The sequence below is a fragment of the Mumia xiangluensis genome (assembly GCF_010994095.1).
Lineage (GTDB): Bacteria > Actinomycetota > Actinomycetes > Propionibacteriales > Nocardioidaceae > Mumia > Mumia xiangluensis.
Genome location: NZ_WJYO01000003.1, coordinates 383,085 through 406,516, shown reverse-complemented (window position 1 = coordinate 406,516; position 23,432 = coordinate 383,085). Strand labels below are relative to the sequence as shown.

The following is a 23,432-nucleotide window of genomic DNA, read 5'->3' as shown; positions in this document are numbered from 1 at the left end:
TCAGGATGGAAACGGTGCCTGGTAGCCGCTGTCGCCGGGAAACGAAGCGTCCTCGATTCCCGACTCCTTCAGCGTGCACTGGACCCACTCGGGACCACCCTGCGGGCTTCGGCAGTCGTAGAGCGACCACCCGTCGCCACCTACGGTTCGGGTCAGGACGAGGAGCGATCCGTCGCTGTCGTACGCGAGCCGGGGGGTGCCGAGACGGTCCGCGCTGATCGCGAGCTCGGTTCGGGCGCCGCTGACGACGTCGCGGGCGACGATCGGCGTGCCTGCGCGGTCGTCGTCCTTCACCGCAGACCCGCGAAGAAGTTGTAGGCGCCCATCGGGAGAGAGGTGGTAGTCGTCGGGCGAGCGGGAGCCGAGCTTCTCGGTGAGCCGCACCGTTTGCCATCCGGCGAGAGCGCTCCCTTCGGTGGACTCCACGATGAGACCTCCTGGTCCGACGAAGAAGATCGTCCGTCCGGCGACGCCCACAGCGGCGACGCGGCCGCCTTTCCTCAGAGGCTGGAAGCCGCCGTAGCCCGCAGCGTCCCAGGCCCTGTAGGAGCTCCCGCCGCCGTCGGGCACCTCGTCGACGAGGACGCCGTCGTCGAGACCGATCAAGCTCGCGGCGCTGGCGAGGGAGGCGACCTCTCGCTGCTGGGCGAGGTCGTAGACGTGAGCCGTCAAGCGTCCGTCGTTCGAGCTCGTCCAGGCCACCGTCGTACCGTCGGGATCGGCGACCAGCGTCGGCCGCCAGTTGCTGTCGGTCAACTGCCGGGCGAGGGCGACCTCCGTCCCGTCGGGCAGCATCAGGTAGGGCCGGACGTCGTCACCGATGTACACCAGCCCGTAGCGGGTGGCCACCGTGAGCGCACGCCCATGCCCGTGCTGACGCGTGTGCCGGGCGCCGCCGATCGAGACCTCGTCGCCGGCGAGGTGGATGCGAAGGTCGCTGCGCGCCTTGAGCGGTGAAGTCGGCGCGGCCGTCGTGGGTGCCGGGGTGGGAATGGCCGTCGGGGTCGGTGCTGGCTGTGCATCGCCGCCGACCACGTGTTGAGCGGCGAAGACCCCGCCGACGATCACTGCGACAGCGGCGGCCGCCGCGACGACCGGAACGAGTCGCACGATTTGGGACGGGAACCGGCGCTGCTTCGTGAGCGCTGCCATGTCCGGTGTTGGCGCAGTTCCCGCAGTGTGGTCGACGATTGACTCGCGGACGAGCTCTTCGAGCGTCATGCGGGGCTCCTTCCGAGACCGATCTCGGGCTGCTGGGGTGGTTCGATCACGTCAGAGTCGAGACCGTGGCTGTGGACGGCGAGCTCGGCCCGGAGGGCGCGCATCGCGGCGTTCGTTCGGCTCTTCACGGTGCCGGGCGGGATCTCGAGGATGGCGGCGACCTCGCGTTCGCTGAGGTCCTCGTAGAAGCGGAGGACGATGACCGCCCGCTGTTTCGCCGGCAGCCGCTGGAGGCACCGCCACACCATGTCGGACGTCGCGACCACGTCATCGTGGCCATGGCCGCTGCCCGCGCCGTCGGGGACGACCGGAACCGATCGTTCGACGTGGCGCCATCGCCGACGCCAGCCGTTGTGCACCTCGTTGACGACCATGCGGCGCACGTACGCCTCCGGTCTGTCGGCCGCTCGTACGCGGGTCCACGCCGCGTACGCCTTCGCGAACGTGGCCTGCACCACGTCCTCGGCGTCGTCTCGGTTTCCGGTCAGCGCGTGGGCGAGCCGGAACATCGGGCTCCAGTGCGCGTCGACGAACGCCTCGAAGCCGGAGCGCTCTTCATGGGTCATGATCGATGAGACGTTATCGGGCAGCGGATCGGTTCGTTTCGCGCCGTCGTAGTTTGGACCTGTGTACGTGCCACGCTTCAACGCCCTCGACGACGACGCCGCGATCGATGCCCTCGTCCACTCTGCGGGCGCCGGCGACCTCGTGACCGTCGGCGCGGACGGGACGCCGTACGCGACTCGGCTGCCGCTGGTGTGGCTGCGCGACGAGAGTCGCGTGATCGCGCACCTGGCGATCGCCAACCCGCACTGGCGCACGATCGTCGACGGCTCGCCGGCCCTCCTCGTGGTGAGCGGGCCGCAGGCGTACGTCTCGCCGGCCTGGTACGCCGCGAAGGCCGAGCACGGTCGCGTCGTGCCGACCTGGAACTACAGCCGGGTCGAGCTGAGAGGGACGGTCCGGGTGCATCGCGACGAGGCCTGGCTGCGCGACGCGGTCACCCGTCTCACCACGCTGCACGAGGCTGCGCGGCCCGAGCCGTGGGCTGTCAGCGATGCGCCGGAGGCGTACGTCGACGGGCAGCTGCGCGGCATCGTCGGCATCGAGGTCGCCGTCGCCTCCGTCGAGGGCAAGGCGAAGCTCAGCCAGAACCGCTCGGAGGCCGACCGCGCCGGGGTGATCGACGGGCTGCACGCCGAGGGTGGCCCTGAGGCGCAGGCGGTCGCCGACGCGATGGTCGCTCACTCCTCGGCGTCGGCTCCCGAGTCTGCGTCGACGACGTAGACCTGCTCGCCGGCGCGCGGGTCGCGTGCGTGCAGCGTGAGGAAGGTGGGCGAGAACGGTCCGCCGAGGTCGACGACCGTCGCGCCCGCGCCGAGAACGCCCCGGATCAGCTGCGGCGGGCACGTCCGGTCGTTCCGGGTCACGACGCCCGGCGTCACCCAGACCGGCACGCCGCCGAGCATCCCGGAGAGCTGCAGGTGGAAGTGGCCGCACAGCACGGCGCGTACGTCGGTCCCGGCGACGGCGTCGCCGAGGCGCTCACCACCGTGGAGGCCGTCCTTGCGCATGAAGGGTGACCACCCCACGTGGAGCGGGGGATGGTGGAGTACGACGATGGTGCCTGCCGGCGCCGGGGTGGCGAGGCGTCCCCGCAACCATGCGAGCTGCCCGCCGTCCAGGTCACCGTGGACCGACCCGGGCACCAGGCTGTCGAGGGTGATCACGCGCAGCCCGCTGACCTCGCTGACCGCCGCACGCTTGCCGCTCGACCCGCCGGCGAGCCTGCCGACGTCGCGACCGTCCGGCCCGAGGTGGCCGGACCCGAGCGCGCGGGCGAAGGCGTCACGGTCGTCGTGGTTGCCGGTCGTGTAGACGTGCGGGATGCCTCGCTCCTCGGCGAAGCCGCCCACGAGCTCACGGACCGCGACACACCCCTCGTACGAGCCGTCGTCGGCGATGTCTCCACTGACGACCACGAGGTCGAGGTCAGGGACATGGCGGACGTCGCGCAGGATCTGCTCGAGCGACGCGAAGGCGTCGACGCCGTCCATGTCGGGTCCCTCGCGGGACACGTGGGTGTCGGACAGGTGGAGGATCCGGTGCGTGGGGGCCACCCGTGCAGCCTAGGACGACCGTCAGGGGTGGAGGTAGCCCTGCGCCGCCGAGGCCAGCGCGCGGGCGTACCGCCGCTGTCCCGCGGCAGACCGCATCGCTCGCGCGTCGCGTGCGTTGCGCATGTTGCCGAGCTCGACCATCACCGTCGGGATGCGGCTGAGGTTCAGGGTGCCCAGGTCGCTGCGGCGGACGAGCGCGGTGCCTCCGGCGGTGTAGGTCGACCGTCGGAACCCGCGGTCCTCGAGCGCTGCACGCGTGATCCGGCCGAGGCGGGCGGACCGTACGACCGCGCCGCGCTTGCCGGTCACGATCACGTGGAACCCGCGGCCCGACGCCGCAGCGCCGTCGCCGTGGATGCTGATCTTGAGGTCAGCCGCCCGCGTACGGCCCCGGTAGCCCATGTTGCCCAGCTTGCCGCGGACGTCGACGCACGGTCCCCAGAACGCGCGGCTGTTGCGGGTGCGGGTCATCACGACCGTCGCACCACGTGCTCTCAGCATCGAGCGGAGCCGCTTCGCGACCCGCCACGTGAACGTCGCCTCGGCGAAGCCCGCGTTGGTGGCCGTACCCGTGGTGTTGCACGCCTTCCGGATCCCGCCCGCGTCGACAGGCCGGTTGATCTGACGCGGGAAGCGGCTGTTGCCGAGCTGGTGCCCGGGGTCGATGACGATCGTGGTGCCGGTCAGCGGAGCCGCAGCACGGGCCGCGGGGCTGGCGGGCGATCCCGTGGTCGGCGTCGCAGGATCTGCTCCGTCGGACACGGTCGGACGCGCGATCGCCGTCGGCGCGGACGCACCGACGTACGCCGCGGAGGCCACGAGAGCGGCGGCGGTGAGGACTGCGGCGGCGCGGAGCATCGTACGAGGCTATCCCGTGGACGTAGGCTGAGCCCATGCTCTGGCTCCTCATCATCATCGCGATCGTCGCCGCCGCCTACGTGTTCCGCGTCCAGCTCCTGTCGAAGGTCCTCGGACAGGACGAGACCCGCGTCCGCCGGATGCTCGACCGGCGCAAGGGCGACCGCCGCTGACACGTGGGCGCGTCTGGTCTCGCCGCCGGCATCGTCATCGCACTGGCGGCGCTGGTGCTGCTCGTCCTCGCCGTCCTAGGGATGGGGCTGCTCCTGGTCGGTGGGCTCTCACGTCGGCGCAGCGGTCGACCGCTGGTGTGGGCGGGCGCCGTGATGCTCGGGATCGCCGCGTCCGCCGCGATCGGCGTCGTCGTGTGGGCCGGAGTGACGGGCGACCCTGACACGCTCGAGCTCGACCTGCGCGAGCCGTTGACGACCGCGTCGCTCGACAAGGAGCAGATGCCGGGGTTTCCCGGGGTGTACGACTACGCGTCCGATCGCGTCGACCTGGTGCTGCCGGACGGGAGCCGCTTCGCCTCCGACGCAGGGACCGTGACGGTGTGGTCGGACGACGGCCTGGTGACGTCGGTCAAGATCAACCGCCCGATGACGACGCGCTCAGAGGCCGCTGACGTGATCCGCACGTGGGCGGACGACCTCGGGATCGAGCCGTACGCGATCGACGAGACCACGGACCGGGCCTGGTCGGAGACGCACACGCATGCCGGTGCGGAGGTCGTGCTCTCGATGCAGCCCGGCCCCGACGGCGACGCGCGCCCGTCCCTCGCGATCAACCTGCCGAGCGCCCAGCAGTAGCCCGCCTGGCCGGTGGTGCCGGTCAGCTGCACAGCCGCAGGGCGGTGAGGACGTACGCCCGCGCGCACCGCAGGACGTCCTCGATCTCGACGTACTCGTTCACCGCGTGGGCGTGGGCGATGTCGCCGGGGCCGTACTGCACCGTCGGCACGCCTGCCGCGGCGTACAGCCTGAGGTCCGACCCGTACGGCGCTCCCATCGCCTGCGGTCGCGGTGCCCCCGCGTCCTCGGCCGCGTCCTGGACGACGCCGAGCAGCGGGTGGTCGTCGGGGAGGCGTCCCGGGGCGAACGTCCCGCCGGGGAACGACACCTCGATCGGGTGGTCGCGCAGCCAGAGGTCTCCGCGTCCGGCCTCGGCGAGCGCCGCCCGGAACGCGGTCTGCGCGGCGGCCACAGGCTCGCCCGGGCGCACACCGAAGCGGCCCTCGACCACGCACAGGTCCGGCACCGTGCTGGCCCAGTCGCCGGCGTGGACAGTGCCGATGGAGATCGGGAACGGGACGACGAGGTGGGAGAACCGCTCACCGACGTCGGCGTTGCGCTCCGCCTCGAGCTCCCCCAGGACGGCGCGGGCGATGTCGAGGCCGTCAAGCGCGCTGATGCCGCTCGTGCGCATCGACCCGTGCGCGGCGCGGCCACGGATGACGAGGCGGAAGGTGAGCGAGCCGGCGTTGTCCGTGACGACGTGGCCCGCGGTCGGCTCGGCGATCACGCACGCGTCGGCGGTGTGGCCGCGGCGCAGCGTCGCGAACGTGCCGAGGCCCCCGTCCTCCTCGCCGATGACCGTGTGCACCGCCAGCGGGCGCGCGAGGCGTACGCCGCTGGCGCGGATCGCGTGGGCGGCCCCGAGGACGGCTGCGGTGCCGCCGAGCATGTCGCAGACGCCACGGCCGTACCAGGTGCCGTCGCGCTCCCGCAGCGTGAACGGGTCGTCGGCCCACAGCGCGGGGTCGCCCGGTGGGACGACGTCGATGTGGCCGGCCAGCGCGAGACCGGGGACGCCGCCGTTGTCACCCGGGAGGATCCCGACGGCGCCCCACGCCTCGGTCCGCTCGACCTCGATCCCGGGGAACTCGGACTCCTGCCGCAAGGTCGGAAGGTCGATCTCCCAGTGGTCGACCTCGGCGCCGAGCTCGGCGAGCCGGTCCGCGCACCAGTGGCTGGCGGCGACCTCGCCGACGGTGCCGTCGACCGGCGCCAGACCGACGAGCGTCGCCAGGTCGGCAGCGATCTGGTCGGGGTCGAGGTGGGCGAGTACGGCGCTCGAGTCGACGGAGACGGTCACGTCTCCAGTGTGCGCTCCCGCTCCTCGTCGCGAGGCGAGATGGCAGGATCGGCGCATGGCGAAGCGAGCGCTGGTGGCCGGGGTGGTCCTTGCAGCAGGCGAGGGGCGCCGGATGGGGAAGCCGAAGGCACTGGTCGAGGGCGCCGACGGACGAACGTGGCTGGAGCGGACGCTCGGCGTCCTGCTCGACGGCGGATGCCGTGACCTGTACGTCGTCGAGGGCGCGCAGGCGGAGTCCGTGGAGGCCGCCGCGGACGACTTCTTGTCCTCGCGGCGCGGCGCGGACGGTGAGCCCAAGAAGATCACCGGCCTCGCCTTCGTCGAGTCGCCGGACTGGAGCGAGGGCTTAGGTGCGTCGCTCCGGACTGTGCTCACGTCGTTCCTCGACAACCCCGCGTCGACAGGCGTCGACGCGCTGCTCGTGATGCTCGTCGACCTGCCGGACGTCGGCCCGGACGTCGTACGGCGGGTGCTCGACCACGCGGACACCGCCGCCGACCCCCGGGCGGTCCTCGCCCGCGCGACGTACGACGGCCGTCCGGGCCACCCTGTCCTCGTCGGCCGCGATCACTGGGCGCCGATGGCGGCGACGCTGTCCGGCGACGAGGGTGGTCGGCGCTACCTCGCCGATCACGGCGCGGCCCCCATCGAGTGCGGCGACCTCGCGACCGGGCGCGATCAGGACACGCCGTCGCCCGCGCCGGAATAGGCTGATCGCGTGAAGCAGCCCCGCAGCAGCGACGAGCTCGTCGCGGACCTCGACCAGGTCGGTTACCTCGCGGACGAGGGCCTCGGCACCATCGCGTACCTCGCGCTCGCCATGCAGCGCCCGCTCCTGCTCGAGGGCGAGCCCGGCACGGGCAAGACCGCGCTCGCCGAGGCGCTCGCCGCCGCGTACGCGGTGCCGCTCATCCGGCTGCAGTGCTACGAGGGGATCGACGCGACGCAGGCGCTGTACGACTGGGACTTCCCGCGGCAGATCCTGCACCTGCGCACCGTCGAGGCGACCGCCGACCTCGCCGAGGTCGACGCCGACGCGGTGGAGCAGTCGCTGTTCGACGAACGCTTCCTCCTCGCCCGGCCGATCCTGCGTGCGCTGCGCGAGGCGCCCGCTGTCCTCCTGGTCGACGAGATCGACCGCGCCGACGACGAGTTCGAGGCCTTCCTGCTCGAGGTCCTGTCCACCAACCAGGTGACGATCCCCGAGCTCGGGACGGTCCGAGCGACCGTGCCGCCGATCGTGGTGCTCACGTCGAACCGGACCCGTGAGCTGCACGACGCGCTCAAGCGCCGCTGCCTGTACCACTGGATCGAGCACCCCGGCCTGGCCCGCGAGGTCGAGATCGTCCGGACCCGGATGCCGGAGGTGTCGCAACGCCTCGCCGAGCAGGTGGTCGGGGTGGTGCAGGAGCTGCGCACCCGCGGCGACCTGCTGAAGCCCCCGGGCGTCGCGGAGACCCTCGACTGGACCGCAGCGCTGGACCGGCTCGGCCGCGACACGCTCGACCTCGAGACAGCGGCGGCGACGGTCGGGGCGGTCTGCAAGTACCGCGAGGACATCGACCGCGTCCGTGAGTCGCTCTCGTCGATGCTCGCCTGAGGTGGTGTCGATGCCCGGGGCGGACGGTGTCGCCATCTTCGTCGGGTTCGCGCAGGCTCTGCGCGAGGCGGGCGCCGGGGTGACCGCGGACCGGACTCAGGCGTTCGTGGAGGCCGTGAGTGTCCTCGGCGCCGACCGTCGCCGCGACGTCTACTGGGCAGGCCGAGCGACGCTGTGCGCCGAGCCTGACGACGTGGCGACGTACGACAAGGTGTTCGCGGCGTGGTTCTCGCCCGAGGACCCTCGTCTGCGTACGCGGTCGCAGCCGCCTCCCCGCGTCGTGGTGCAGGCCGGCCTCGAGGATGCCGACGAGGGCGGGACCGGGTCGGGTGACGACCAGCAGGTCGCGATGATCGCGAGCCGGACGGAGACGTTGCGGCACCGCGACGTCGCCTCTCTGTCGACGTCCGAGCGGGCCGCGGTGGCGCGCATGTTCGAGGGGCTCGACGTGCGGGTGCCGTTGCGCCGCAGCCCACGCCGTACGCCTCACCGGCGCGGCGACCTCGACCCCACCCGCACGCTGCGCGACCAGCTGCGCCGAGCGGGGGAGCCGGGCCCGTTGCGCTTCCGCGCCCCACGCCGTCGCCCTCGCCGGGTGGTGCTGCTGGTCGACGTCTCGGGCTCGATGAGCGCGTACGCCGACAGCCTCCTGCGGCTCGCGCACCGCCTCGTGAGCGCGTCGCCGCGGCAGGTCGAGGTCTTCACGCTCGGCACGCGGCTGACCCGAGTGACCGCGGCGATGCGGCTGCGGGACGCGGAGGACGCCCTGGCGGCCGCCGGAGCAACGGTGCCGGACTGGTCTGGCGGAACGCGGCTCGGCGAGGTGCTGCGGGCGTTCGTCGACCGGTGGGGACAGCGAGGCATGGCACGCGGGGCCGTGGTCGTGATCGCGAGCGACGGCTGGGAGCGGGGCGACCCGGTGCTGCTCGGCGATCAGGTCCAGCGTCTGCAGCGGCTCGCGTACCGCGTGCTGTGGGCGAACCCGCACCGCGGACGCCCGGGGTACGCGCCGGTGCAGGGTGGGATCGCCGCCGTGCACCCGCACCTCGACGCACTGGTCGCCGGGCACTCGCTCGCCGCCTTCCAAGCGCTCCTCGACGAGGTCGGGCGCTGACTGCTGGGCCCCGACGCACGGGTGGCCCGAGAAAGGACCCCTCGTCGCTGGGTCGCCGGGACGTAGTCTGGATCACATGCGCGACGTGCTCGACGAGCTCATGGAGACGTGGAAGGCCGGCGAGACCGCCGGTGTCGCCACGGTGGTCCAGACCTTCCGCTCCGCACCCCGCCCGGCTGGCGCGTCGATGGTGGTCGCTCCGGACGCGAGCGCGTACGGGTCGGTGTCGGGCGGCTGCGTCGAGGGAGCCGTGTACGAGCTTGCGCAGGAGGTCGTCGCGGCCGAGGCCCCGGTCCTCCAGCGGTACGGCGTTTCTGACGACGACGCCTTCGCCGTCGGTCTGACCTGCGGCGGGATCCTCGACGTGTTCGTCGAGCCGGTGTCGCAGGAGACGTTCCCCGAGCTCGGTGACGTCGCGGGCGACATCGAGTCCGGTCGGCCGGTGGCCGTGGCGACAGTGATCGCCCACCCGGACGCCGCGTGGGTCGGCCGCCGCATGGTGGTCCGCCCGGACGAGGCCACCGGCTCTCTCGGCTCCGATCGCGCCGACGCCGCGGTGTCCGACGACGTCCGAGGGCTGCTGGCCGCCGGGCGCACCGCGACCCTGACGTACGGGCCCGACGGCGAGCGGCGAGGGGAGGGCATGCGGGTCTTCGTGGCGGCGTACGCCCCCAAGCCTCGGATGCTCGTGTTCGGCGCGATCGACTTCGCCGCCGCGGTGGCGCGGCAGGGGGCATTCCTGGGATACCAGGTGACGGTGTGCGACGCTCGCCCCGTGTTCGCCACCGCGGCCCGCTTCCCCGATGCGCACGAGGTCGTCGTGTCGTGGCCCCACAAGTACCTCGCCAAGCAGGTCGAGGCGGGCCTGGTCGACGAGCGCACCGTCCTCTGCGTGCTGACGCACGACCCGAAGTTCGACGTCCCCCTGCTCGAGCTGGCGCTGCGCCTCGAGCCGCCGCACCGACCCGCGTTCGTGGGGGCGATGGGGTCACGTCGTACGCACGACGACCGGCTCGCACGGCTGCGCGAGGTCGGGGTCACCGAGGACGAGATCGCCCGGTTGTCCAGCCCGATCGGCCTCGACCTCGGAGCCCGTACGCCCGAGGAGACCGCCGTCTCGATCGCGGCGGAGATCATCGCCCTGCAGTGGGGCGGGCACGGCGACCGGCTCAGCGAGCGCGACGGGCGCATCCACCACGAGGTGGACTGACCGTCACGCGGCATTTCCGGTGCTCCCACCGCAAATGCGCCTCGTGCACCGCAAATATGGGGTGCACCGTCGGCACTTGCGGTGCGGGCACCGCAAACGGGTCGCGCTGAGGGCAGTCCTGAGGGCGATCTTTGCGATCGCGTTGTGATCCACGTCACGTGGGTGTAGGAAAGGCTTCAACCAGTCGGGCGCGCGTGCCTACGCCGAGCGGAGTGGAGTCCAGTCCATGGCCAAGAAGCCGATCAGCCTCACCGTCGACGGGGTGTCGTACACCGACGACGTCGAACCCCGAACCCTCCTCGTCCAGTACCTCCGCGAACAGCTCGGCAAGACCGGGACGCTCGTCGGGTGCGACACGACCAACTGCGGCGCGTGCACGGTGCACCTCGACGGGCGCAGCATCAAGTCGTGCACGATGTTCGCCGTCCAGGCGGACGGCCACGACGTCACGACGATCGAGGGCGTCGCCGCTGCGGACGGCACCCTGCACCCGATGCAGCAGGCGTTCCACGAGTGCCACGCCCTGCAGTGCGGATTCTGCACACCGGGCATGATCATGCAGGCGATCGACGTGGCGACCGAGCATCCCGACGCCGACGAGGCGACGGTGCGCGAGAACCTCGAGGGCAACCTGTGCCGCTGCACGGGCTACCAGAACATCGTCAAGGCCGTCCAAGCCGGGGCGCGCGAGATGGCCGGCGGCACGTCCGGCGACACCGAGGCAGGTGCAGCATGACCGTCACCGAGATCGGCTCTCCGCGCAGGCGCAAGGAGGACCAGCGTCTGATCACCGGACGCTCCCGCTACACCGACAACATGGTGCTTCCCGGGATGTTGCATCTCGCGATGGTGCGCAGTCCCTTCGCGCACGCACGAATCACCAACCTCGACACGAGCGCGGCCGTCGCCGCGCCGGGCGTCGTCTCCGTGCTCTCCGGCGCCGACATCGCGGACCTCTGCGGCACGCTCCCCAACGCATGGCCGATCACGCCGGACCAGAAGTCTCCGCACCACCCGTCGATCGCCGTGGACCACGTCGCGTTCGCGGGCGAGATCGTCGCGGTCGTCGTCGCCCGGAGCAAGACCGCGGCGCAGGACGCCGCCGACCTCGTCGACGTCGACTACGACGAGCTTCCGGTGGTGCTCGACCTCGAGGAGGCCGAGAAGGACGAGGTCCTCGCTCACCCCGACCTCGGCACCAACAAGTCGGCGTTCTGGGTGTTCGACTCCGGCGAGGCAGGGACCGGGGGCAACGTCGAGGAGGCGATCTCGGCCGCGAGCGCCGACGACCAGATCCTGATCGAGCGCACCTACTACCAACAGCGGCTGATCCCCGCCTTCATGGAGCCACGCTCCACCGTCGTGGACCCGACGGGCGAGCAGACCACGATGTGGTCGGCAACCCAGGTCCCGCACATCCTGCGCCTGATGCTGGCGCTCACGCTCGGCATCCCGGAGTCCAAGGTGCGCGTGATCGCACCCGACGTCGGCGGCGGGTTCGGAGGCAAGCTCCAGGTGACCCCCGAAGAGGTCATCACGATGATCGTGGCGCGCCGCACCGGCAAGCCCTGCAAGTACACCGAGACCCGCTCCGAGTCGCTGATGGCCGCTCACCACGGCCGTGGCCAGGTGCAGCGGCTCTCGCTCTCCGCGACCCGTGACGGCCAGGTCACCGGCCTCAAGGTCCAGCTGCTGGCGGACATGGGTGCCTACCTCGGACTCGTGACCTCGGGCGTGCCGATCCTCGGGGCGTTCATGTTCCCGGCGATCTACAAGATCCCGGCGTACCGGTTCGAGTGCACCAACCTGTTCACCAACAAGGCCTGGACCGATGCCTACCGCGGTGCCGGACGGCCCGAGGCGACGTTCGCGATCGAACGCCTCATGGACGACCTGGCAGCCGAGCTCGACATGGATCCGATCGAGCTCCGGCGCAAGAACTGGATCGCCCACGAGGAGTTTCCGTTCACGACCGTCTGCGGGCTCGAGTACGACAGCGGCAACTACGAGGCGGCGACGGCGCGGGCGCTCGAGCTGTTCGGGTACGACGAGCTGCGGGCCGAGCAGAAGCGGCGCCGGGACGAGGGCAACCCCGTCCAGCTCGGGATCGGCGTCTCGACGTTCACGGAGATGTGCGGCCTTGCACCGTCGAGGGTCCTCGGCTCGCTCGACTACGGCGCCGGCGGCTGGGAGTACGCGCAGGTGCGGATGCTCCCGACCGGCCACGTCGAGGTCGTCACGGGAGCGAGCGCCCACGGCCAGGGTCACGAGACCGCGTGGAGTCAGATCGTCGCCGACCGGCTCGGCGTGCCGTTCGAGAACGTCGAGGTCCTCCACGGTGACACCGCGATCGCGCAGAAGGGTCTCGACACGTACGGCTCCCGCTCGCTGGCGGTCGGAGGCATGGCGGTCGTGGCTGCGGCGGACAAGGTGATCGCGAAGGCGAAGGTCATCGCGGCCCACATGCTCGAGGCGGCCGAGGACGACCTCGAGTTCGCCGAGGGGAAGTTCACGGTCCGCGGCACCGACCAGGGCGTCGCGCTCGGCGACATCTCGCTGGCGACCTTCGCGGCGCACAACCTGCCTGACGGGATCGAGCCGAGCCTCGACTCCGACGCGACGTTCGACCCGGACAACTTCTCCTTCCCGCACGGCACCCACCTTGCTGCGATGGAGGTCGACACCGACACGGGTCAGGTGACGCTGCGCAAGTACGTCTGCGTCGACGACATCGGCAACGTCGTCAACCCGCTCATCGTCGAGGGCCAGGTCCACGGCGGGCTCGCCCAGGGGATCGCTCAGGCGCTCTTCGAGGAAGCGGTGCACGACGACTCCGGGACGCTCGTGACCGGCTCGTTCGTCGACTACCTGGTCCCGAGCGCGGCCGATCTGCCGTCGTTCATCACCGACCGCACCGAGACGGCGTCGACGACGAACGTCCTCGGCGTCAAGGGCGTCGGCGAGGCCGGGACGATCGCGTCGACGCCGGCGATCGTCAACGGCGTGATCGACGCCGTGCGACATCTCGGAGTCGATGACATCCTCATGCCATGCTCTCCCAGCCGAGTCTGGGCAGCGCTGCAGGGAGCGGACAAGGGCCGGGGGGCCGAAGCCGCCGCACCGACGGTGAACAGCCCCGAGGTCGCCGACCGCGACGTCGCGTCGACCGGCGCGGTCCAGACAGGGACGGACGAGGGGGCAGCACAGTGATTCCGACAGCGTTCGAGTACGAGTCGCCGAGCACGGTGGAGGACGCCGTACGCCTCCTGGCCGAGGGCGGCGACGACGTGAAGGTCCTCGCCGGCGGCCAGAGCCTCATCCCGGTCCTCAAGCTCCGGCTCGCGGGGCCCGAGCTGATCGTCGACCTGGGGCGCATCGACGGGCTGCGCGGCATCCGCGAGGACGGCGACGCCCTGGTGATCGGTGCGATGACGCCGCACCACGAGGTCGCCACGAGCGCGCTGGTACGTGAGCACGCGGCACTGCTGGCGGAGGCCACCTCGACCGTCGCCGATCCGCAGGTGCGCCACCGCGGCACGCTCGGCGGTGCCCTGGTCCACGCCGACCCGGCCGGCGACCTGCCGGCGCCGGCGCTGGCACTCGGTGCGTCGTTCGAGATCGCGGGGCCGTCGGGCGTACGCACGGTGGCTGCCGAGGACTTCTTCGTCGACCTGTTCACGACGGCTGTCGGCGAGGACGAGATCCTCACGGCGGTCCGGGTGCCGAAGCACACGGGGTGGGCCGCGGCGTACGAGAAGTTCGTCCGCGTCTCCCAGCAGTGGTCCATCGTCGCCGTCGCGGCGACCGTCCGTCTCGATGGCGGCACGATCGCCGACGCGCGGCTGGGCCTCACCAACATGGGCACGACCCCGGTCCGCCCGAGGTCCGTCGAGCAGGCCCTCATCGGCGTCTCGCCAGTCAAGGAGGCCGTGGATGCTGCGGTCGCCGACGTCGCGGAGGGGACGACACCACCGGACGACCTCAACGGGTCGGCCGACTATCGGCGCCACCTGGCACGCGTCCTGACGCAGCGCGCCGTGGTGCGGGCGGCGGCCGCCTGATGGAGCTCACGCACACCTTCAGCGTCCCCGCGCCGATCGAGACCACCTGGGCCGCGTTCAACGACCTCGAGTCCATCGCTCCCTGCATGCCTGGGGCGACGGTGGAGGTGGTCGACGAGAACGACTTCACCGGGACGATCAAGATCAAGCTCGGACCGATCTCGCTGATCTACGGCGGGTCTGGGACGTACGTCGAGCGTGACGAAGCACAGCGTCGGGTCGTCATCGACGCGAAGGGCAAGGACAAGCGGGGGCAGGGTACGGCGGGGGCGAAGGTGACCGCACGGCTCTTCCCGGAGGCGGACGGCACCCGTGTCGAGGTGCAGACCGACCTCGCGATCACGGGCAAGCCGGCCCAGTTCGGACGCGGCGTCATGCAGGACGTCAGCGACAAGCTCCTGTCGCAGTTCGTGGGGTGCATCAGCGATCGTCTGACGACACCCGCCACGGCGGAGCCGGTGGCGCCGGCAGCCGTGGCAGCCGAGGTGTCGTCGGCTGCTGATCAGCCGGCGGGGCGCCACTCCGCACCGGTGCGAGACCCCGAACCTGTACGGCCTTCCGCGGCGCCGGCGGCATCGACGGCAACACCGACGGCATCGACGGCGACGCCGACACCGGCCCCGGGGCTGATCGGTGGTCCGTCGGGCGACACGCTCGCGGCGGAGGCGGCGGAGCTCGACCTGGGCGCGACGGTCGCGCCCGTGCTCGCGCGCCGCTACGGGCCTCGGCTGCTCGCGGGACTGGTGGTGGCATTCGTCCTGTGGCGAGTCGTCCGCCGCAGGCGCCGCTGACCTGACCTCGCGGGCGGCGGTCAGCCCGTCTGCTGGGGAGCGCGCAGGGCGCCGAGGCGGGCAACCTCGAGACCGGACTCGGTGCACACCCAGTGTGGGTCGTCCCCGAGCTCGGGCTCGACGCCGAGCGTGTGCTCGGCGTCCTCGCCGCACGCACGGCAGCGTGGCCAGCGGCTCCCTGCATCGAGGAGGGCGTCCTGGACGTCCTGGGCGACGAGCCCCACGACGTACGGCGCGCCGTCCGGCCACTGGGACACCCACCAGCCGCGTTGGCTGAGGGCCGCCTCGAGGACCGACACCGCTGCGGCGTCGGCCATGCGGCACGCGTCGAGATCGTGCAGGACGCGTGCACGGGCCTCGAGGAGGAACTCGGTCACGGCCTCTAGGTTATGCGGGTCGGGCAACCTCTACACCGGTACGGGGCGTGCGAGACGCGTCAGCTCACGCGCGAGGTTCGCCCGTGCCTTGTCCTCCCACAGCTCGTACGCCGGTGCCGTCGCGAAGAGCGCCATGCGGGACTGGTAGCGCGTGAGCACCCGAGCGCGGAGCCTGCGGTACTCCGCGTCGGGGACGTGGATGTTCTCGAGGCGGATCGCGTGGGCGTACTCGTCGTAGCGCTGCTGGTCCGCACCGAGAATGCTCAGGTCGGCGTCGCACAGGACCGCTGCCTCGACATCTCCGTCCGCGGCGACGTGGTCGGTGGTCGCCATGACGACCTGGGCGATCCGGTCGCCGCTGCCGGGCCCCAGCCAGCGTTGCGCCAGTGTCGCGGACCGCTCGACATTGTCGGCGCGGTGGACGTCGTAGACCGCGTCGTGGAACCACGCGGCGGTGTGGACGGTGTCCATGTCGAACGCGAGCCCCGAGGACGCCATCAGGTCCACGGCGCGGATGACCTCTGCCAGGTGGTCCGTGTCGTGATGCTCGCGGTGTGGTTCGGACCAGCGCTTCGCCAGCTCGAGCCGTATGCGGGGGTGCATTCCAACCAATCTACGGCGGGATGGGGATCGCTGCCGGACACCGTCCGGTCGGTGGGCGCTCCCGATCCCGTCACCGCAGGATCTGGAAGCCGTCACCCCCGGGATCGGTGGCCGGCTCGGTCACGAGCTTGAGGACGACCGCTTCCTCGGGGCCGGTGCGCATCCAGTCGATCAGGCGGTCGACGGCGGTCGGCCGCCCGACCAGGAGGGCCTCCACCGCGCCGTCGTCGGTGTTGCGGACCCACCCGCGCACGGCGGACTCGGTCGCGCGAAGGCGCAGCGCGTCCCGGTAGGACACGCCCTGGACGCGTCCCCGGACGATCACGTGGACCGCACTCAAGCGCGCTGCACCTTCCATGCCACCGATCATCGCGCACCGCAGGCGCACCGGAGGCTAGTCAGTGACGACGTCACTCCCGGGTCCTCCGCGGAGGACGTCACGGCCAGGACCGCCGTCGAGCTCGTCGTTGCCGGTGCCGCCGCGGAGGACGTCTCGGCCGGGGCCGCCGGCGAGTTCGTCGTTGCCAGCGCCGCCCCACAGCCAGTCGCGGCCGCGGTTGCCTTCAATGTCGTCGTCGCCTCGGCCGCCGCGGATACGATCGTTGCCCGCGTTGCCCTGCAGGTCGTCGTCGCCGGCGTTGCCCCAGATGCTGTCGTGGCCTGCGTTGCCTTCGATGTCGTCGTCGTCGGCTCCACCGAAGAGGCGGTCGTGGCCACGGTTGCCCTCGATGTCGTCCTCCCCGGCGCCGCCGCAGATCACGTCATTGCCGCCGAGCCCGTAGATCTCGTCGTCGCCCCCGAGACCGACGATCACGTCGCGGCCGGACGTGCCGCGGAGCACGTCGTCGCCACTGGTGCCGACGATCGTGGCGCGCGCGCCACCGCACGTGGCCGTCGGAGCTGCTTCGGCGGTGGTCGTGGCGAGCGCGAGCCCGGAGAGCCCGAGCAGGGAAGCGGCGGTGATCGCGAAGCCTCGGCGAACCGTGGTGCTGGTCATGGTGTCCCCTACGTGTGTGGATGCGTTGTCCAGACCAGGGGAACAATCGGCGGTGAGGTTCTGGTGATACGACGATGAGACCGCTCTCATCAAGACGCCACCGTCCGTTCACCTGGGCCAGGAGGGCGACCGTCCGGCGAGGGCGACGACCCGGTCGAGGAGAGGCGCCTCCTCGGGCAGCCGGATGGGTGGCCCGAAGAGACCCTCCCGCATGTCGGCCTGGTCAGGTCGTGCCGTCTCCTCGACGAACGCGTGGACCACCGCGAGCGCGTCGGGATCGACCTCGTACGACTGCCCGGTCGCGCGAGCGAGGTCCCACCCGTGCAGGACCACCTCGTCGAGTGCGACGACACCGGCGACGTCGGACGGCATCGTGACTCCGCCGGCGATCGTCGTACCGGTCCACGCCTCAGGGGTGGCCCACGCCTCGGCGAGGTCCTTGAGCCGTTGTGGGATGCGGTCGCGCCATCCTTCGGCGAGGTTGTTCGCCGACGGCGCCGGCGGGGTGTCGAGCGAGGGGTCGTCTGACTTGCGGGCGGCGAGCGTGAACGCGAGAGCGAGGACGTCGAGGTGGTCGAGGAGGGTGGCGACGTCGTAGTCGCACGGCGTCGGGCTGCCCAGGTCGTCGTCGTCGACGCCGGCGAGGAGCGCGGCCACACCACGCGTCGCAGGACCGAGGTCGGGGATGTCAGGCATGCGGAGTCCTCTCGTAGCGGGTCCGGTACGAGAGGGTGGACCCGCTCGAGGGACGAATGTCATCGTCAGACGTCGTCGGAGTCCACGATCCGGTAGGCGTAGCCTTGCTCGGCCAGGAACCGCTGGCGGTGCTGGGCGAACTCCGCGTCCACGGTGTCGCGCGCGACCACCGCGTAGAAGCGGGCGGTACGGCCGTCGCCCTTCGGCCGGAGCAGCCGTCCGAGCCGCTGTGCCTCCTCCTGGCGTGACCCGAACGAGCCCGACACCTGGATCGCCACCGACGCCTCCGGCAGGTCGACCGAGAAGTTGGCGACCTTCGAGACGACGAGCAGGTCGATCTCGCCGGCGCGGAACGCCGCAAACAGCGCTTCCCGCTCCTTCACCGAGGTCTCACCCTTGATCACGGGGGCACCGAGCCGCTCGGCGAGCTCGTCGAGCTGGTCGATGTACTGGCCGATCACGAGCGTCGGCTCACCGCGGTGCTTCTCCACGAGCCGCTCGACGACCTCGGTCTTGCGGGCGGTCGATGCGGCCAGACGGTAGCGCACGTCGGCCTCGGCGGTGGCGTACACGATCCGCTCGGAATCATCGAGGGTCACGCGGACCTCGACGCAGTCGGCGGGCGCGATGTAGCCCTGTGCCTCGATGTCCTTCCACGGCGCGTCGTACCTCTTGGGGCCGATCAGGCTGAACACGTCGCCCTCGTGGCCGTCCTCGCGGACCAGCGTCGCGGTGAGCCCGATGCGGCGGCGGGCCTGCAGGTCGGCGGTCATCCGGAAGATCGGGGCGGGGAGCAGGTGCACCTCGTCGTACACGATGAGGCCCCAGTCCCGGGCATCGAACAGCTCGAGGTGCTGGTAGACGCCCTTCCGGCGTGTCGTCATCACCTGGTACGTCGCGATGGTGACGGGCCGGATCTCCTTCTTGGCGCCCGAGTACTCGCCGATCTCGTCCTCGGTCAGCGTCGTGCGCTTGAGGAGCTCTTCCTTCCACTGCCGCGCCGAGACGGTGTTCGTCACCAGGATCAGCGTCGTGGAGCGTGCCTGGGCCATCGCCCCCGCACCGACGATCGTCTTCCCGGCACCGCAGGGGAGGACCACCACGCCGGAACCACCGTGCCAGAACGACTCGACCGCCTCGGCCTGGTACGGGCGCAGGTGCCAGTCGCCGTCGGACAGGTCGATCGGGTGAGCCTCGCCGTCGACGTACCCGGCGAGGTCCTCCGCGGGCCAGCCGACCTTCAGCAGCGCCTGCTTCAGCGCGCCCCGCTCGCTCGGGTGGACCGCGACGGTGTCGGGGTCGAGCCGTTCGCCGAGCATGCCCTGGATGCGCTTCGCCCGGACGACCTCCTCGAGCACGGGACGGTCGGTCGTCACGAGGACCAGGCCGTGCACGGGGTGCTTCTCCAGACGCAGCCGCCCGTAGCGGGCCATCGTCTCCGCGACGTCGACGAGCAGCGCATGGGGGACCGGGTAGCGCGAGAAGTCCATCAGGGCGTCGACGACCTGCTCGGCGTCGTGGCCGGCGGCGCGTGCGTTCCACAGGCCCAACGGCGTGATGCGATACGTGTGGATGTGCTCGGGCGATCGCTCGAGCTCCGCGAAGGGGGCGATGGCGCGGCGGCACTCCGCGGCCTGCTCGTGGTCGACCTCGAGCAGGAGGGTCTTGTCGGACTGGACGATCAGCGGGCCGCCGGTCATGCGTCTCCTTCGGTCGGTCTCCTTCGGACAACCGAACGGGTGCCCGCCTTCTTCCGCGCCCGGTATGCGGCGACGTTCGACCGGGAGGAGCAGCGGTCCGAGCAGTAGCGACGGGAGTGGTTGGGGGAGGTGTCGACGAACGCGGTGGAGCAGGTGCTCGAGGCGCACACGCCCAGGCGGTTGGGGCCGAGGTCGCAGACGAGGATCGAGAGACCCATCAGTGACTCGGCCACGAGCAGGTCCGCCACCGTCGCGGCGCGGTCGGCGACGTGCAGCCGCCAGCCGCTCGCCGTACGCCCGGAGTCGGTGCCTGCTGCGTCGGTCGGCACGATGAGCGGCGTGATCCGGTGCGCGGCAAGAAGGGTGTTGAGCGCACCGATCGCGCCGTCGGGATGCCCGGCGTCGCCGTTCTCGAACACGGTGCGGAGCCGGCGCTGGAAACGCTGGAGAGCGCGGACGTCGCGCTCGGTGACCTGCGGCACGAGCCACTCGCGATCGGCCAGGTGTGCGCGGACCTCGTCGACGGAGCTGAACGGTGTGTTGGCGAGCATCGCGGCGCGCTCGGCGTACCCCACGAAGTCCATCGCCCAATCGTAACCGCGGCCACCTCCGGCGTAAGCGGCGCACATCACTTTGGACCTGACGGGGCCGCACGTACCCTGTAATTGGTAACGGTGCTAATGCCTGTTACTCCACACCCTCGCTGTTGTTCCCCCCGACGACGCGAGGGTGTTGGCTTCCGCGAGGGGGTCAGCCGCGCGGCGCCACCAGGAGCGGCTGGGCGACGAACGCACACAGCCCTTCGCTGTCCAGGACCCGCGCGTGAGCCACCCCGGTGCCTCGCGTCTCGCTCCACGACGACGCCTCGAGCAGCATCCACTCCGACGAGGGCGGTCGTCCGGCCGTGACCCCGAGACCCGGCGGGATGAACAGCCAGTCGCTGAAGGGCAGCCTGGCGCTGACCCCGTTCGCGGAGTCGGCGATCACCATCAGCCGCTGGAGGTCCGAGGTGGGCTCGCCTGCGACGAGCGGCACCCGGACGCGCATCCACGCGCGCGTGACGCCGTCGGCGGCGACCGGCGCCTGGCCGGACAGCCCGCCGCTGACGTAGCGCCACTCGATCGCGCGGCCGTACCCCCACTCCGGTGCCGCGCCGGGCATCGGAGGCTGGGGCTGGGGGCCGGGAAGCGCGGGTGGCACCACCTCGGCGCCCGTACGGGGTGCGCGGCCGGCGTCGTACGAGACGAGCCACGCCCGTGCCCCGACGGCGGGGCGGCCCTCGCACGAGAGCACCGCCTGGACGAGGCGCACGCGTCGCCCCGGGCGCAGCGTCGTCACCTCGATCTCGCACGTGCCCTGGGGGATCGGCCCGAGGAAGTCCAGGTCGATCTTGCCGATCGCCAGACCCTCACCCGCCACGCTGTCCTCGATCGCACGCGTGAGCAGCGCCGCCGGTGGCCCGCCGTGCTGGGCCTGCGCGTCCCACGGGCTCTCCGTGGCTGCGGTGGAGAGGAACGCGCGCGCGCCAACCCGCTCGTAGAAGCTCGTCGCGGGCAGGGCAGGGAGATCGGCCTCGTCGGCCACCAGGGCGTGGTCGGTCACGGTGCGGACGCTACCTGCACGATCCGGTGGACCGCGAAGCGCTGCACCTTCTGCGTCCGGTGGTCGAACGCCGTGAGCCAGCCCGCGTCGACGCGGAGGGGCTCGACGACGCGCTCGGTGCGGGTGCCGGCCTGGTCCATGTAGGCGACCCACATCCGCTGCTGCGCCTCGGCGGCCTCGCGCAGCTGGGCCATGGTGGCGAGCGATCCGCGGACCTCGTCACGACCGTCCCTCGGCCGCAGGGTCGCTGCGAGCTCGCCCGCGCGGATCGCGCGGACGATGTCGGCGGGATCGCCCGGGGCCCGGTGGTCGACGTCGACCACCTCGGCACGGCGCACGTCGCGTCGCCGCACCCGCAGCACACCGCCCGGCTCCTCGTCGACCGGACGGTGCCCTGCGGTCGCGAGCCGTTCGGTGAGCATCTCGGGCCGCACTGCGCTGACCGCGACCGTCGGAGCGATCCGGTGCAGCATCGGGCCGAGCGCGGGATCGGCGAGGAGCGCGTCCAGCTCGGCCGGATCGTCCGAGCGCAGGTACGCCGTCGCGTCGCCGATCCGCAGCCGTCCGTGCTGGCGGGCCGTGTCGTCGACGAGATAGGTCAGCGGTTGCGGGATGGGTGTCACGGAGACGTGCTCCACGAAGGCATGGATCTCGCTCGCGGGCCAGCCCCGGTCGAGAGCCCGGCGGATCGAGTCCGACGTGAACCGGTAGACGGTCGCGCCGCCCCGGGACTCGACGTCGGCGACGTCCTCCAGGCGCTCCCGGACCGACGGCTCGAGCGGACCCGGTGCGACCGCCGTCAGGTCGGCCTGGACGAGCACGTGGTCGACGGCCGACGGGAGCAGCCCCTCGACGACGGCTGCTGCGTCAGGGAGGCCGAGCCCTGCGCCCGCCGGGCTGAGCGCGTCGAGCGTCACGACTCCCAGCCAGCCCGCCTCGACCAAGGTACGGCGGACCAGCGGGTCGCGGTCGTCGTCTGCCCGCGGCACCGCCCACGCCACGGCGTCGACGACGTCGTCCACGTCGGCGTACGCGGCGCCGTCGAGCGACGACAGGGTCCGCAGGACCTGCGTGCGGATCCGGCGGCCGGGCCCCGACAGCCAGGCCGTGGCGACGGTGACCCAGCGGCTCGCGGGCGGGCTGTCCCTCCAGGTGTCGAAGCGGGTCGTCGGCGCCCAGACCTCACCGGCGCTGTCGTCGGGCGCTCGGCCGAGCAGGCGTGCGGACTCGGCGACCGAGATCAGGAACTCCACCTGGTCGACGTCGATCCCGAGCGTGGCCGCCGCGTTGCGGATGTCGCGCACGCCGCGGCCGCCGGACCGCAGCACGGGCGGCGGAGCCTCGCCCCACGCTGCGAGGAGCTGTTCGATGCGCTGGAGCACCTCCATCACGGTGCCCGCGCTGGCGTTGCGCAGGCGGCGCTCGTCGACCTCGCGCGTGCGGACGGCGGGCGGGCCGTCGTACGGTCCCCGTGGTCCGTAGCCGCGCAGTGCGTCGCGGGCCTCCCGGACGACGTTCCACTCGTCCGGTCGTCCCCACACGAGCGCGCTCGCGTGCAGGCGTGCGACGATCGCCGCGATCCGGTCGTCCTCGGCGTCGACCTGCCGCCCGAGCGCGGCCCGCGTGACCGGCGCGTCGAGCAGCGCCATCGCCGCGAGCGTCGACAGGTGCGCGGTGTCGAGGCGGTCGAGCGCCCACAGCACCGAAGGACGCGACGCGGCGCGCGACGCCAGCTGGCCGATGTCCGACGGGGGAGGGTTCGCGAGGTCCGGACGCGCGCGCACCAGGACCTGCAGCGCGTCGTCGCTGCGGGCGCGGAGGTCCTCCGCGAGCGTGCGCGGAGCCTCGTCGGACGTCGTCATCCCTCCCACGGTAGTCCGGTGCTCGCCGTGGCCGGCACTACGCTCGGCTCATGCCTCGTACGCGCGACGTCCTCAGCCGCCTCGTCTCGTCGCTGGTGCCCACGCGCCGACCTGCCTCGCGCGCCGCGTCGGGGTCGCTCGACATGACGTACGACCCGAACCCGGACGGTCGTCCGGACCCGGGTGAGATCGTGTGGACGTGGGTCCCGTACGAGGACGACCCCCGGCAGGGCAAGGACCGGCCGGTGCTCATCGTCGGCAGGCGGGGCGCGTCCCTCGTCGCGGTGATGCTCACCAGCAAGGACCACGACCGCGACGCCGCCGACGAGGCCCGCTGGGGACGGCACTGGCTCGACATCGGCTCCGGCGGGTGGGATCGGCAAGGGCGCCCCAGCGAGGTGCGGCTCGACCGGCTGATCACCGTCGACCCTTCCGCCGTACGCCGCGAGGGTGCGGTGCTGGACCGTGCGCGGTTCGACGACGTCGTCGCGGGCGTCCGCAAGCACGCCGACCTCGGCTGACCGGC

At 72.0% G+C, this 23,432-nt stretch carries 26 protein-coding genes; 12 read left to right on the top strand and 14 right to left on the bottom strand.

Features of this window, described 5'->3' with window-relative positions:
* On the bottom strand, nucleotides 1-1,221 hold the full coding sequence (locus GH747_RS12280; RefSeq protein ID WP_149769857.1) for a hypothetical protein: 1,221 nt from the start codon (nucleotides 1,219-1,221) through the stop codon (nucleotides 1-3).
* The gene (locus GH747_RS12275; protein WP_149769856.1) at nucleotides 1,218-1,787 is read right to left on the bottom strand and encodes a SigE family RNA polymerase sigma factor; all 570 of its coding nucleotides are present in this window, start codon (nucleotides 1,785-1,787) and stop codon (nucleotides 1,218-1,220) included. The genes GH747_RS12280 and GH747_RS12275 overlap by 4 nt, the downstream gene beginning before the upstream one ends.
* Nucleotides 1,788-1,848: 61 nt before the next feature.
* Here GH747_RS12275 and GH747_RS12270 point away from each other — a divergent pair, with 61 nt between their 5' ends.
* Nucleotides 1,849-2,508, top strand: coding sequence for an FMN-binding negative transcriptional regulator (locus GH747_RS12270; protein ID WP_149769855.1), 660 nt, complete (start codon nucleotides 1,849-1,851; stop codon nucleotides 2,506-2,508).
* Here GH747_RS12270 and GH747_RS12265 read toward each other — a convergent pair.
* Both GH747_RS12265 and GH747_RS12260 read right to left on the bottom strand, forming a co-directional pair.
* A complete protein-coding gene (locus GH747_RS12265) occupies nucleotides 2,466-3,341 on the bottom strand; it encodes a metallophosphoesterase (protein WP_149769854.1) in 876 nt (291 codons plus the stop codon). The genes GH747_RS12270 and GH747_RS12265 overlap by 43 nt on opposite strands.
* Before the next feature lie 21 nt (nucleotides 3,342-3,362).
* Entirely contained in the window at nucleotides 3,363-4,199 is an 837-nt protein-coding gene (locus GH747_RS12260; RefSeq protein WP_149769853.1) for an N-acetylmuramoyl-L-alanine amidase family protein, read from the bottom strand.
* Between the two features lie 35 nt (nucleotides 4,200-4,234).
* On the opposite strand from GH747_RS12260, the gene GH747_RS12255 reads away from it, so the two are divergent.
* A complete protein-coding gene (locus GH747_RS12255; protein ID WP_153816627.1) occupies nucleotides 4,235-4,372 on the top strand; it encodes a hypothetical protein in 138 nt (45 codons plus the stop codon).
* A gap of 3 nt (nucleotides 4,373-4,375) precedes the next feature.
* Entirely contained in the window at nucleotides 4,376-5,008 is a 633-nt protein-coding gene (locus GH747_RS12250; RefSeq protein WP_149769852.1) for a hypothetical protein, read from the top strand.
* Nucleotides 5,009-5,030: 22 nt separating this feature from the next.
* Here the strand turns inward: GH747_RS12250 and GH747_RS12245 are convergent, their stop codons facing one another.
* Nucleotides 5,031-6,293, bottom strand: a complete 1,263-nt coding sequence (locus tag GH747_RS12245; RefSeq protein ID WP_228552908.1) for an ArgE/DapE family deacylase — start codon at nucleotides 6,291-6,293, stop codon at nucleotides 5,031-5,033.
* Between the two features lie 55 nt (nucleotides 6,294-6,348).
* Between GH747_RS12245 and GH747_RS12240 the strand changes: the two genes are divergently transcribed.
* The 8 genes from GH747_RS12240 (at nucleotide 6,349) to GH747_RS12205 (ending at nucleotide 15,069) form a co-directional block, all read left to right on the top strand.
* Nucleotides 6,349-7,002: a nucleotidyltransferase family protein gene (locus GH747_RS12240; RefSeq protein ID WP_149769850.1), complete on the top strand. Its 654-nt coding sequence runs from the start codon at nucleotides 6,349-6,351 to the stop codon at nucleotides 7,000-7,002.
* 9 nt (nucleotides 7,003-7,011) lie between these two features.
* The gene (locus GH747_RS12235) at nucleotides 7,012-7,893 is read left to right on the top strand and encodes an AAA family ATPase (RefSeq protein WP_228552907.1); all 882 of its coding nucleotides are present in this window, start codon (nucleotides 7,012-7,014) and stop codon (nucleotides 7,891-7,893) included.
* Between the two features lie 10 nt (nucleotides 7,894-7,903).
* Entirely contained in the window at nucleotides 7,904-9,007 is a 1,104-nt protein-coding gene (locus GH747_RS12230; RefSeq protein ID WP_149769849.1) for a vWA domain-containing protein, read from the top strand.
* 76 nt (nucleotides 9,008-9,083) lie between these two features.
* Complete coding sequence (locus GH747_RS12225) at nucleotides 9,084-10,217, top strand: XdhC family protein (protein WP_149769848.1); 1,134 nt, start codon at nucleotides 9,084-9,086, stop codon at nucleotides 10,215-10,217.
* A gap of 226 nt (nucleotides 10,218-10,443) precedes the next feature.
* Nucleotides 10,444-10,953, top strand: a complete 510-nt coding sequence (locus GH747_RS12220; RefSeq protein WP_149769847.1) for a (2Fe-2S)-binding protein — start codon at nucleotides 10,444-10,446, stop codon at nucleotides 10,951-10,953.
* Nucleotides 10,950-13,427 (top strand): xanthine dehydrogenase family protein molybdopterin-binding subunit, encoded by a 2,478-nt coding sequence (locus tag GH747_RS12215; protein WP_149769846.1) that lies wholly within the window; start codon nucleotides 10,950-10,952, stop codon nucleotides 13,425-13,427. The genes GH747_RS12220 and GH747_RS12215 overlap by 4 nt, the downstream gene beginning before the upstream one ends.
* On the top strand, nucleotides 13,424-14,278 hold the full coding sequence (locus tag GH747_RS12210; RefSeq protein ID WP_149769845.1) for an FAD binding domain-containing protein: 855 nt from the start codon (nucleotides 13,424-13,426) through the stop codon (nucleotides 14,276-14,278). The genes GH747_RS12215 and GH747_RS12210 overlap by 4 nt, the downstream gene beginning before the upstream one ends.
* On the top strand, nucleotides 14,278-15,069 hold the full coding sequence (locus GH747_RS12205; RefSeq protein ID WP_149769844.1) for an SRPBCC family protein: 792 nt from the start codon (nucleotides 14,278-14,280) through the stop codon (nucleotides 15,067-15,069). The genes GH747_RS12210 and GH747_RS12205 overlap by 1 nt, the downstream gene beginning before the upstream one ends.
* A 20-nt stretch (nucleotides 15,070-15,089) precedes the next feature.
* On the opposite strand, the gene GH747_RS12200 is transcribed toward GH747_RS12205, so the two are convergent.
* The 9 genes from GH747_RS12200 to GH747_RS12160 all read right to left on the bottom strand — a co-directional run bounded on the left by GH747_RS12200 (nucleotide 15,090) and on the right by GH747_RS12160 (nucleotide 22,906).
* Nucleotides 15,090-15,446 (bottom strand): hypothetical protein, encoded by a 357-nt coding sequence (locus GH747_RS12200; RefSeq protein WP_149769843.1) that lies wholly within the window; start codon nucleotides 15,444-15,446, stop codon nucleotides 15,090-15,092.
* A gap of 30 nt (nucleotides 15,447-15,476) precedes the next feature.
* The gene (locus GH747_RS12195) at nucleotides 15,477-16,049 is read right to left on the bottom strand and encodes an HD domain-containing protein (RefSeq protein WP_149769842.1); all 573 of its coding nucleotides are present in this window, start codon (nucleotides 16,047-16,049) and stop codon (nucleotides 15,477-15,479) included.
* Between the two features lie 70 nt (nucleotides 16,050-16,119).
* Nucleotides 16,120-16,407, bottom strand: coding sequence for an acylphosphatase (locus GH747_RS12190; RefSeq protein ID WP_149769841.1), 288 nt, complete (start codon nucleotides 16,405-16,407; stop codon nucleotides 16,120-16,122).
* 36 nt (nucleotides 16,408-16,443) lie between these two features.
* Entirely contained in the window at nucleotides 16,444-17,046 is a 603-nt protein-coding gene (locus GH747_RS12185) for a calcium-binding protein (protein ID WP_163695555.1), read from the bottom strand.
* Between the two features lie 108 nt (nucleotides 17,047-17,154).
* Nucleotides 17,155-17,742 carry a TIGR03086 family metal-binding protein gene (locus tag GH747_RS12180; RefSeq protein ID WP_205602915.1) on the bottom strand — a complete coding sequence of 196 codons (588 nt, stop codon included), beginning with the start codon at nucleotides 17,740-17,742 and terminating at the stop codon, nucleotides 17,155-17,157.
* 65 nt (nucleotides 17,743-17,807) lie between these two features.
* On the bottom strand, nucleotides 17,808-19,442 hold the full coding sequence (locus GH747_RS12175) for a DNA repair helicase XPB (RefSeq protein ID WP_149769838.1): 1,635 nt from the start codon (nucleotides 19,440-19,442) through the stop codon (nucleotides 17,808-17,810).
* The gene (locus GH747_RS12170) at nucleotides 19,439-20,026 is read right to left on the bottom strand and encodes a CGNR zinc finger domain-containing protein (protein ID WP_163695551.1); all 588 of its coding nucleotides are present in this window, start codon (nucleotides 20,024-20,026) and stop codon (nucleotides 19,439-19,441) included. Before GH747_RS12170 ends, GH747_RS12175 begins: the two co-directional genes overlap by 4 nt.
* 166 nt (nucleotides 20,027-20,192) lie before the next feature.
* A complete protein-coding gene (locus GH747_RS12165) occupies nucleotides 20,193-21,044 on the bottom strand; it encodes a thioesterase family protein (RefSeq protein ID WP_228552906.1) in 852 nt (283 codons plus the stop codon).
* On the bottom strand, nucleotides 21,041-22,906 hold the full coding sequence (locus tag GH747_RS12160) for a helicase-associated domain-containing protein (RefSeq protein WP_149769836.1): 1,866 nt from the start codon (nucleotides 22,904-22,906) through the stop codon (nucleotides 21,041-21,043). The genes GH747_RS12165 and GH747_RS12160 overlap by 4 nt, the downstream gene beginning before the upstream one ends.
* Nucleotides 22,907-22,956: 50 nt before the next feature.
* Between GH747_RS12160 and GH747_RS12155 the strand changes: the two genes are divergently transcribed.
* Nucleotides 22,957-23,427 carry a type II toxin-antitoxin system PemK/MazF family toxin gene (locus tag GH747_RS12155; RefSeq protein WP_228552905.1) on the top strand — a complete coding sequence of 157 codons (471 nt, stop codon included), beginning with the start codon at nucleotides 22,957-22,959 and terminating at the stop codon, nucleotides 23,425-23,427.
* Nucleotides 23,428-23,432 lie beyond the last annotated feature (5 nt).

What these genes read in the sequence shown, in the direction of transcription:
- GH747_RS12275 (WP_149769856.1), bottom strand. Translation starts at nt 1,787, where the DNA reads ATGACCCATGAAGAGCGCTCCGGCTTCGAGGCGTTCGTCGACGCGCAC.
- GH747_RS12180 (WP_205602915.1), bottom strand. Translation starts at nt 17,742, where the DNA reads ATGCCTGACATCCCCGACCTCGGTCCTGCGACGCGTGGTGTGGCCGCG.
- GH747_RS12260 (WP_149769853.1), bottom strand. Translation starts at nt 4,199, where the DNA reads ATGCTCCGCGCCGCCGCAGTCCTCACCGCCGCCGCTCTCGTGGCCTCC.
- GH747_RS12230 (WP_149769849.1), top strand. Translation starts at nt 7,904, where the DNA reads ATGCCCGGGGCGGACGGTGTCGCCATCTTCGTCGGGTTCGCGCAGGCT.
- GH747_RS12205 (WP_149769844.1), top strand. Translation starts at nt 14,278, where the DNA reads ATGGAGCTCACGCACACCTTCAGCGTCCCCGCGCCGATCGAGACCACC.
- GH747_RS12280 (WP_149769857.1), bottom strand. Translation starts at nt 1,221, where the DNA reads ATGACGCTCGAAGAGCTCGTCCGCGAGTCAATCGTCGACCACACTGCG.
- GH747_RS12175 (WP_149769838.1), bottom strand. Translation starts at nt 19,442, where the DNA reads ATGACCGGCGGCCCGCTGATCGTCCAGTCCGACAAGACCCTCCTGCTC.
- GH747_RS12215 (WP_149769846.1), top strand. Translation starts at nt 10,950, where the DNA reads ATGACCGTCACCGAGATCGGCTCTCCGCGCAGGCGCAAGGAGGACCAG.
- GH747_RS12190 (WP_149769841.1), bottom strand. Translation starts at nt 16,407, where the DNA reads ATGGAAGGTGCAGCGCGCTTGAGTGCGGTCCACGTGATCGTCCGGGGA.
- GH747_RS12220 (WP_149769847.1), top strand. Translation starts at nt 10,444, where the DNA reads ATGGCCAAGAAGCCGATCAGCCTCACCGTCGACGGGGTGTCGTACACC.
- GH747_RS12160 (WP_149769836.1), bottom strand. Translation starts at nt 22,906, where the DNA reads ATGACGACGTCCGACGAGGCTCCGCGCACGCTCGCGGAGGACCTCCGC.
- GH747_RS12170 (WP_163695551.1), bottom strand. Translation starts at nt 20,026, where the DNA reads ATGGACTTCGTGGGGTACGCCGAGCGCGCCGCGATGCTCGCCAACACA.
- GH747_RS12195 (WP_149769842.1), bottom strand. Translation starts at nt 16,049, where the DNA reads ATGCACCCCCGCATACGGCTCGAGCTGGCGAAGCGCTGGTCCGAACCA.
- GH747_RS12255 (WP_153816627.1), top strand. Translation starts at nt 4,235, where the DNA reads ATGCTCTGGCTCCTCATCATCATCGCGATCGTCGCCGCCGCCTACGTG.
- GH747_RS12225 (WP_149769848.1), top strand. Translation starts at nt 9,084, where the DNA reads ATGCGCGACGTGCTCGACGAGCTCATGGAGACGTGGAAGGCCGGCGAG.
- GH747_RS12155 (WP_228552905.1), top strand. Translation starts at nt 22,957, where the DNA reads ATGCCTCGTACGCGCGACGTCCTCAGCCGCCTCGTCTCGTCGCTGGTG.
- GH747_RS12185 (WP_163695555.1), bottom strand. Translation starts at nt 17,046, where the DNA reads ATGACCAGCACCACGGTTCGCCGAGGCTTCGCGATCACCGCCGCTTCC.
- GH747_RS12240 (WP_149769850.1), top strand. Translation starts at nt 6,349, where the DNA reads ATGGCGAAGCGAGCGCTGGTGGCCGGGGTGGTCCTTGCAGCAGGCGAG.